The sequence below is a fragment of the Synechocystis sp. LEGE 06083 genome (assembly GCF_015207725.1).
Classification (GTDB): domain Bacteria; phylum Cyanobacteriota; class Cyanobacteriia; order Cyanobacteriales; family Microcystaceae; genus Synechocystis; species Synechocystis salina.
Genome location: NZ_JADEWJ010000198.1, coordinates 1 through 7,261, shown reverse-complemented (window position 1 = coordinate 7,261; position 7,261 = coordinate 1). Strand labels below are relative to the sequence as shown.

Here is a 7,261-nt window from a genome sequence, read left to right as displayed (position 1 = left end):
ATGGTAGCGAATTTGATACACGCAATGACTAGCCCGTTTTACTTCCATGACGGGATTTTAATACTTTGGGGTTGCTTATCCCAATCGCAGCAAGCTGCGGGGTATGCGCAACCCTTTTTTAGATCAAAAGGATAAAATGGGTCAAACATAATTTTGCCTTTTTAACCCTGTAATAGGGGCTGAATTTGTTTGGCATTAATGACTTGACCTTTACTGACAACTCTGCCATTGATTGTCATAGCCGGGGTAGACATCACACCTCGTTTAGCAATTTCAATGGGGTCGGTAACATGCAAAACTTCAGCAGTCAAATTTAGATTTGCTACAGCTTCTTTAACATTTGCTTCTAATTGTTGGCACTTTTTACAGCCTGCACCCAAAATTTCAATCTTGATAGTGCTCATGGCATAACTCCTTTTTTTATGTTTTCTAATTTAGTTCATTTGAATGTCAAATTTTCTTTTTATGGAAAATTTATGAAAAAATGTAATTATATTTGCCCTAAACATCATTGAGATCGCCACCAATCCATTGCTTCGCTTGTGCGAGTGCCGCATTAGGAAACAATTTAAACTTGCTCAGAATCAGCTAATTGACTTTTGCTCAATTTAACTTTCATGATCCTTCCTTGCATAGGATTACCCATTTCAGTGAGTAACATCGTCAAATCCCTGGTCATAGTAAGGTGCTTGGGTGCCGAGCTGTCTGTCCCAAAAAGTAAAATACAGTCCATAGTGAAATCTATATTGACGATGATGAATCGCATGGTGAGCTGGACCGATAAACCAGCGGCCACACCAATGATGGGGGAAATTAGCCGGCAACCGATCGAGTCCGAGATGATTCACCACTGCCCATACAGTCATAGTGCTTAGCACCGCAATAACAGTAATAAAATGGAGAGGAACCACCAACGCAATGCCAACTAAAAACAGCACATGGGCGATCGCTTCCGGTGGATCGAAAGCAAAAGATGTCCAGGGTGTCAGATGATTTGATCGGTGATGTCCCTGATGCCACCAGCGGAATAGTAAAGGATGGTGAAACAGCCGATGCAAAAAGTAAAAGTAGGCGTCTTGGAGCACGATCACTATGATATAACTAACACATAGATACCATAGTGAATACTGATGAATGTCAGCGTATAAACGGGTAATACCTGAGTCGTATGCCGACAGGATCGATGCTGTCCCCAGTGCAAATACGACTGAAGAAAGTACCGAGAGTGCGATATCCCGTCGAATTTCTGGTGAAATCTCTCTGCAAAAAAATCGCCCGGGTGGTGGATCTCGATACGCTGGCAGCACTTTGCTGTGATCGGCAGTGGTACTTGCACAGTTGTCGATAGTGGGTCGACCAAAACCGACGGACAACAATAGGTCTATTGCCCCCGCCAGAACAAAGTATCGTGCCAGGATAATACCCAAGAAAGCCAATCCATAGAACGCAAATGAGTGGTCGATCAATTCAGTTTCCTCTCGATAGAATAATATATTGGTTTATTTGTTCTAGTTTTTCATCAGAAACAGACACGAGTGCTGGTTTTATAAGGTCTTGAGAAAACCAATCAAGTCGGCTAGATCTTCATCGCCCATTTGCCAGCGCGGCATATCTCTGTTCAACATTTTTTCGCCGTCAGGGTCTTGACCTTCGGCGATCGCCAAACGGAATTTTTCATCATCAATGAATTCATCCTTAAGGGCTGACCAACGAATGTCAGGGGCATTGATTCTCTGCATTCCCATCATCGTATGGACACCGCCACGTCCATCGGAGCCATGGCAGGAAGCACAGGTTAAGAAGCTATTACCCATCATTTCTCCATTTCCCATTATTCCTCCCGATGAAATTATGCCAGTCGCAGTGATATTCGTACCGCGATCACTTGTCGTCGTGAAATAAATACGCTCACCATTAGAGGCAAATATTTGCTGTTGGGCCATTACGGGGTTGCCATTTTGTGACGATGTGGGAACTGGCCGATATTGAGCGCTGTTAACTGTAGGCAATGGTGACATACAGGCATAGAGCAGTACTGCTGCTAGCATACTGATGAATAACCAAATGGAAATGAATTTATTTTTAGCTAGAGATCGCCTAATTAAATGTTTCATGATCGGTTCTCCATAATTGAAATAGAAGCGAAAGTGGAAACTCCTATTTTGTGTAGGAACAATTTATGAATTGCCCCTACTATTGGGAAAATTTATTGACTATTGATCTAACTAGACAGAGGTGGGTCAGTCCGATGACTCGCTTGATGCTCTAGCCGCCCCAGGGTGTGTTCAATCAAGTGGGTTAATTTCTCCGCAGCCCCGTCAACAGCTTGGTCTAGGGTTGCTGCCTGATGGGTTACCGCGAGGGCTTGGTATCCTGCGATGTGGGCTTCAATCATGCAGCGCATACTGTCATTGCCGTCCTCCTGCTCGCTGTTCTGATTACTTAGGTGAACATCAACGTTAGTGAGGCGAGTGCTGAATCGGCTCAGACTCTCTTCCACTACACTACTAACCTCAGTAGCCAGTGCTTCGTGACCTTTAATGTTATGACCGGTATTGATTTGGACTTGCATGGTAGTTTCCTCTTGTAATTGTGATGGGGATAAAAGTAAGGGGAGTTTATGAATTGCTCCTACGATAAAAAATTAAGAGTGTTAGTTTGTTTTCCGTAAATGGGGATGGGAAAACCATTGATGCAACTTCCTTAAACCGGAGGTAATATAAACTGGCTGGTCGTAGTTAAAAACACTGTAGGTTCTTTGTTTGATCCAGTCCGCAACCAAAAACCAGATGAAGGCATAACCCCAAACAATTCCTGCTAAACCCCAGCCCAGTGGGGCCATAAAAAATCCATAAACGGCAATTAGGGTTGCCACCCCTTGAGTTCCAAGTACAGCAATTAATAAAATTGGTGCTGGGGTAATTGACCAGAAAGGGCCTTTGGTACGGGTTACAAAGATAGTTAGATGGCCGGCGATCGAGAGTTTTAGATAGATCAATGTCTGCAATGTATCGCGATCAAGTTGGAAAGTCCGTTCTCCGAGGTACAACATGCCAAAGGAACTTGCTAGACCGGTCAGTCCTAAAACCGTTGCTAACCCCAGAGCCACTGGCATATTCGATCTTTCAGGACGCTTGGCGGGACGGGTGTGATCGTAGGCGATGGAGATAATTGCACCATCGTTTAACAGGGCGAGCAACACAATCATGATCGCGGTGACGGGATAGAAGTTATAGACCAGAATCGAAAGGGTCATAAACAACAAAATCCGAATCGTTTCCGTAATTCGATAAATTGCGTAGTTATTCATGCGCTGAAAGATACGGCGACTTTCCTGAATGGCTTCCACAATGACACCGAGTCCGGGGGTGAGTAGCACAATATCCGCCGCCGCACGGGCAGCATCAGTAGCCCCTGACACCGCAATGCCTGCATCGGCTTTTTTCAGGGCTGGAGCATCATTCACCCCATCCCCCGCCATACCGACCAGATGTCCCCTCTGTTGCAGCACATCGACAATGTGATATTTGTGTTCGGGAAAGACTTGGGCAAACCCTGCGGCCGCCTCGATCGCCTCGTTAGTTTGTCCAATTTGGTGTAATGGCACTTTTCCCAAAAGACTGGCATCGAGAATATCGCCCTTGAATCCGAGTTGATGGGCGGTTTCGCTGGCGATCGGCCCCCAAAAATGCGATAAAAACTGCATGACCGGACTAGTGTTCTCCTCCGTCAGTTCATTTTCCCCATCCCGCAATCGGCGATCGCCTGCCTCTTTCTGACTTAATCCCTGAAGTGAGGTGTTTAATTGTTGTTGAAGTTCTTCAAGGGGTAAATGGGAAAGAATTTCTGGATCGGCAAATACAGTCATGGTGGGATGTCTCCTGATATCTAGCAATCACCGAAAAATAAATCAGATCGTGATTCATTCAGTAATTGGGACTATCTATTGCGCTGCATTAATAATCTGAATAGTCATTTCCTCAACCTCTTTGGCAATTGCAGATAGGGCTGGATTCTGAGACAACGCCGCCAACATTTTTTCTGGTTTAATCATCCCAATCTTGGTAACATTTTTTTCTGTAAACACTGAGATTCGACAGGGTAGAGCCATATTTAGACACATATCAATGGCAAGAACCTTGGCCGCTTGCACTGGATTGCAGACTTCAAAAATTTTGCACTCTTCCGCAAATTCAATCCCTTTACTCCGCAGTGTAGCTCCCAAATCATGAATGTGTAATACTCCATAGCCATGACTCACCACCACTGATTCCAAGTCTTTAACCGCTAGATCAAATAACTTATCAGTTTCAACTATGTAATACATGAAATTGTCCTTTGATATTGACGATTTGAGCTTATCGATTAATGGATTACTAGTCCGCAAAAAAATCTCTAACCTTTGCCACAATTTGAGGATTCGTCATACTGTCAGAGGTTTCCATCCCGATAACCTTAGCACCAAGATTATTTGCTTCAAGACATTGTTTCAGCTCATTTTTAGCGCTACTTGGTCCAAAGATAAAAATAGATTCCGCATTACGAATATAGTCAATTAATTCATCATAATAAGTGTTAAAATCTTGGGTCAAAGTATTCTGCTGGCTATCATCGGCAGGAACTTGAAGTGCTTCATAAGATCCCTTCATGGGTGAATCACCAGAACGCCGAGGCTGTGTTTCTACGTCTGATAGGATTTCTTTAATCTTTTCTTCTGTTTCGGCAATCGATACAATTACAGCTTTTTTATGATCGATCCATAGCCCTAATTGATTACTCATAGCGATCACCTAAATTGATTAAAATTCTATTACAAGTTTTATCTGAACATACTTGTTCTGTCACTTACGATTAGTATGACAGTATGATGTTTGAAATAATATATATGCAATGTATGAGTTGGATGATTTGTATGAGAACGTCTTGAAACGTTACAAACTTGCGCCTATATTTATCCCATCAACCAGTGAGATCGACTGCCAAAGCACTGTCTGTTTAGGGAGTGAAAGTTAGAATGGTTATGCAGTATAAGATTAAAAAAATAGGCTGTGTGTATTGTGAGAGTGAACGGATGGTGAAGAATGGAAGAAAGAAGCTGAAGACAGAACAAATAGTTTAATAGTATTCTCGTAATGAATGTGGTCTTCGCTTCAACGAGTGTAGTGGTGCCCCCATGGCACGATTGAGAACGCCAGTGGAAAAAGCTTAGGAATCAAGGATAGGGGGTTGTATGAGGAGGGAGTCAAGACCGTTCGGGAATAGGGCAGGTGGATGCGGTGGTTTAACCATGACGAAAGACGCTACGGCAAGAAATGATAGAAGCTGGCAGGTGTTTATTTTCCCCTTAAGATGACTACAGAATGGAAGTCTGGAGAAAAATACTACTCCGGCTATGGCCATGGGGTTTATTCAGCGCTCTGCAGAAATCCTGACTTCTAGAGGCTTTCCCCAATTTACTCCTTAAGCTGACAGTGCCCAAAATCACAACCTTCCGATAACGATTCGCCATGACAGACGCAATTAATGAGATTAACCAAGCATCAGAATTGGCTTTAAGTAATGGCGATCGGCTATTACAAGTTAGCTTAATTATGATCGCAGGAAGTGTTAGTTGCTTTGGAGGAATAATAATAATTCCTACACTAAAATTCTTTTTCAGTTGGTTCACTCCGCATTCTCTAACGGAAACCTATCTGCGAGTGGTAATTGCATCTAAATCTATTCTTCTGATTTTAATTACGCTGTTTGCAATGGAAATAATGCTGTTGCTAATCCCGAACACAGAATGGCTTAGTTTAATCGAATTTTGCTTCAGTATAGGCATCACAGTGCTCAGTGGCTGGTTTTTGTCAAAACTATTTAGAGATTTTTTTGACGCCAAAATTTTAGGGATAACTTTTGCTTCTAACCCCAAAGTGAGAGGGGAATCAATTTTCCTACTCCGCTATTTGGGCGATTTTGCGATCGCCGTCACCTTAATTATCTTCTTTTGCATCAGCCATAATATCAATGTCGCTGGCATTGTTGCTAGTTTAGGCATTGGAGGGATCGCCATTGCCTTTGCCGCTCAAAAGACATTAGAACAATTTTTGGGAGGAATTGTTTTAACCCTAGATCGCCCATTTATGGTTGGGGACTATATCGGTTTATCCGATGGACAGCAGGGCAAACAAGGTACATTTGGAAGGGTTGAGAGTATTGGTTTGAGGTCAACTAAAATCCGCATTTCTGGCAAAGGCACACTCACAGTTATTCCCAATAATTCCCTCACCCAAGCTACCATTGAAAATTTTTCTGGTGCGAGGAAAATTATGTCAGTAATGACGATTACTTTTCCGGAGAAGGTATCAGTTGATGCGCAAGCATTAATTCGCCAAATCGTTATGGACAGCACAGTGGATATTTTTGGCTTAGACTGGCGTAGCACTGAGGTTGCATTTGGAGAAAATTATGCCCAAATTTCCTTTTTTATTTTAGGATCTAATGAATTGTCAATGGATTTACGAAAACAACTGCTAGATCTTGCGAGGCAACAAATTACTAAGCAACTAACACAACAGAATATTTCTTTTACTCTTAATGAGCCAACAATTTATGTGGATTCTCCAATTTCTATTTAGATACTTAAACAAAAATTTAAATAGAGGTTATTTACAAATTTTAAAAGCTATAGTTACATGGCTTAGCCTTTATTTAACTAGAATTACTAAGTCAGTAATTAAGCAATTAACTCGACCAATTATTTTATTCTTTATTAGTTCGTTAGTTTTTTTTACTCCCCTAAGTTTTGCCCAAAATTCACCTTCCAGTCCTGCCCCAAATTTTAGCAATGGCTTTGCGTCCACTAGTGAGCCCGTCGTTGTGGATGGCATTCCCCTCTTTGATTTACAAGCAGTAGATCGTTTTACTGCCAAGGATAGAGCTGACTTTGCCAATAAGATGATCAGCGAAGCTATTGCTAACTCTCAAAATATTAATTTTGATGTCAATAATGATCCCAACACTGGAGTTACTTATATTTCTCTAAATGATCAATATCTTCTCACGGTAACGGCCAATGACGTATTACCCAATTTTTCACCGCTAGAACAAGCTACTCAATGGCAGAAAATTTTAAGGACGGCCACTGCCAAAGCAAAAAAAGAGCGAACTCGTCAATATCTTTGGCAACGAAGTGTTTGGATTATGATGGCGATCGCCGCATTGATTGGCTTGCAAATTTTGCTGGGTATTTTAACTCAAAAATTTAAGCTAAAAACTG

Annotated in this window: 8 protein-coding genes and 2 pseudogenes; 3 read left to right on the top strand and 7 right to left on the bottom strand. The window is 42.1% G+C overall.

Annotated elements, in window-relative coordinates; translation table 11 throughout:
* Nucleotides 1-161 precede the first annotated feature (161 nt).
* The 7 genes from IQ219_RS14135 to IQ219_RS14105 form a co-directional block, all read right to left on the bottom strand.
* Nucleotides 162-404, bottom strand: coding sequence for a thioredoxin family protein (locus IQ219_RS14135; protein ID WP_194073031.1), 243 nt, complete (start codon nucleotides 402-404; stop codon nucleotides 162-164).
* A gap of 243 nt (nucleotides 405-647) precedes the next feature.
* Nucleotides 648-1,466, bottom strand: a complete 819-nt coding sequence (locus IQ219_RS14130) for a sterol desaturase family protein (protein ID WP_194073030.1) — start codon at nucleotides 1,464-1,466, stop codon at nucleotides 648-650.
* A 78-nt stretch (nucleotides 1,467-1,544) separates the two neighbouring features.
* Nucleotides 1,545-2,114, bottom strand: a complete 570-nt coding sequence (locus IQ219_RS14125; RefSeq protein ID WP_194019464.1) for a cytochrome c — start codon at nucleotides 2,112-2,114, stop codon at nucleotides 1,545-1,547.
* A 107-nt stretch (nucleotides 2,115-2,221) separates the two neighbouring features.
* Nucleotides 2,222-2,572 (bottom strand): HPF/RaiA family ribosome-associated protein, encoded by a 351-nt coding sequence (locus tag IQ219_RS14120; RefSeq protein ID WP_190599008.1) that lies wholly within the window; start codon nucleotides 2,570-2,572, stop codon nucleotides 2,222-2,224.
* An 81-nt stretch (nucleotides 2,573-2,653) separates the two neighbouring features.
* A complete protein-coding gene (locus IQ219_RS14115) occupies nucleotides 2,654-3,868 on the bottom strand; it encodes an HAD-IC family P-type ATPase (protein WP_194073029.1) in 1,215 nt (404 codons plus the stop codon).
* Between the two features lie 75 nt (nucleotides 3,869-3,943).
* Nucleotides 3,944-4,327 (bottom strand): DUF302 domain-containing protein, encoded by a 384-nt coding sequence (locus IQ219_RS14110; protein WP_194073028.1) that lies wholly within the window; start codon nucleotides 4,325-4,327, stop codon nucleotides 3,944-3,946.
* Nucleotides 4,328-4,376: 49 nt separating this feature from the next.
* The gene (locus IQ219_RS14105; protein ID WP_194019467.1) at nucleotides 4,377-4,781 is read right to left on the bottom strand and encodes a hypothetical protein; all 405 of its coding nucleotides are present in this window, start codon (nucleotides 4,779-4,781) and stop codon (nucleotides 4,377-4,379) included.
* 260 nt (nucleotides 4,782-5,041) lie between these two features.
* Here IQ219_RS14105 and IQ219_RS20155 point away from each other — a divergent pair.
* From IQ219_RS20155 to IQ219_RS14095, 3 genes and pseudogenes are all read left to right on the top strand, one after another.
* A pseudogene (locus IQ219_RS20155) lies at nucleotides 5,042-5,200 on the top strand (IS1 family transposase); the annotation flags it as partial.
* 307 nt (nucleotides 5,201-5,507) lie between these two features.
* Complete coding sequence (locus IQ219_RS14100) at nucleotides 5,508-6,620, top strand: mechanosensitive ion channel family protein (protein WP_194073027.1); 1,113 nt, start codon at nucleotides 5,508-5,510, stop codon at nucleotides 6,618-6,620.
* Nucleotides 6,595-7,261 (top strand): annotated as a pseudogene (locus IQ219_RS14095) (hypothetical protein); the annotation flags it as partial. The gene IQ219_RS14100 and the pseudogene IQ219_RS14095, both read left to right, overlap by 26 nt.